Source organism: Bacillus sp. mrc49 (assembly GCF_002803435.1).
This window is the reverse complement of sequence record NZ_PHNG01000530.1, coordinates 1-1,331: the sequence shown is the minus strand read 5'-3', so window position 1 is coordinate 1,331 and position 1,331 is coordinate 1. Positions and strand designations below refer to the sequence as shown.

Here is a 1,331-nt window from a genome sequence, read left to right as displayed (position 1 = left end):
GGTGGGCAGATGTTCATTTTCGTAATGGTGGCATTCATTGTTGGGGCTTGGGTCGGGATGTTCTTCATGTCTTTATTTTCTGCAGGTGCTTATGAAAAAGGATTTAAGGATGGGAGTAAGTTAAATGAATACAATTGATGATCAATTAAAAAATGATGTGCTGCTTGCTGTTGAGACAGAACGTTTTAGACAAGATGCATTGTGGGGTAAACAACGTCATTCATATGGTGACTGGTTGAAAATCCTGGTTGAAGAAGTCGGAGAGGTTGCTCAGGCAATGCAAAAGGATCAAAGATGGGGAAAAGATTCTGACGCTTCAAATTTATACACTGAATTAATTCATGTAGCTGCTGTGGCTGTCGCTATTGCCGAACAAGTTCTAGAGGAAAAGAAATAATGGCCAGGCAAATGCAGCCGGTTATTATACGTCGCCAAAGGAAGCATGAAGCTGAACAGGCTATCAAGGATTTATTATCAAGGGGATTTGAAATTGTTTCCCCTCTTAAACAGGAAAGTCCACAATCTGAAGTTCTTAATATTTATTCTTTTGAACAAAAGCGATTTCAGGTAGAGGATTTTTCTTCTCCCTGGATCGCGAAGCTAAGAAGAATCGTTGAATAAAAGGAGGGATTCCTTTGCTTTACTTATATGATCCAAGAACCAATATTTTAACTGAAACAAATTATAAAGACTTGGAATTATTGACCGGTAAATCCTATTCCAGTTTATCCACTCATAAATCTAAAAAAATGAAACTATCGAAGATCAATTGTTATTTAGCAGATGAAAAAACAACTCTGAAGCAACGTAAAGAATGGTACGTAAAGGAAAAATACCACAATGAAGTTTGGAAGGCCGTAGAAGGGTCAGGCGATAAATTTTTAGTTTCTAATTATGGCCGTTTCAAACGCTTATATAAGAGTTCAGAAAAGTTTTTGCTTCCTTATCTCCATAAACGTAGTGGGGACCTATTTATAAAGGTGCAGTTTAAAAACAAGGTTAAGAAATACAAAGCTTCACATTTGGTTGCTTACCATTTTGTGGGCAATCCTAAGCCAGGCGAAGTATTGCATCATAAGAATTTAATTAAGACTGATAATTTTTTTGTGAATCTTGAATACATCACCAAAGAAAAACTTGGTAAAAAGACAGGATTTAGGTCTACAAGCAAACCTGTAGTAAGGATTGATAAAGATACTATGGAAGTTTTAGAGGAATTTAAATCAGTTCGTGAAGCCGGGAGAAAATGCTTCTTTTCTTACCAAACTGTTTTGGATCGCTGTAATAAAAAAAGCATACCGAGGGATGGTGATGTTTTCATGTTTGCTGAT

At 36.4% G+C, this 1,331-nt stretch carries 2 protein-coding genes; both read left to right on the top strand.

Annotated features, from left to right (window positions below; translation table 11 throughout):
• Positions 1 to 124 precede the first annotated feature (124 nt).
• Positions 125 to 397: a hypothetical protein gene (locus CVN76_RS05300; RefSeq protein WP_100530161.1), complete on the top strand. Its 273-nt coding sequence runs from the start codon at positions 125 to 127 to the stop codon at positions 395 to 397.
• A gap of 238 nt (positions 398 to 635) precedes the next feature.
• Positions 636 to 1,331 (top strand): HNH endonuclease (locus CVN76_RS05290; RefSeq protein WP_100530532.1); only part of this gene is annotated, 696 nt, incomplete at its 3' end.

Excerpts from the sequence above, each read along its gene's own strand:
- CVN76_RS05300 (WP_100530161.1), top strand. The coding sequence starts at position 125 with ATGAATACAATTGATGATCAATTAAAAAATGATGTGCTGCTTGCTGTT.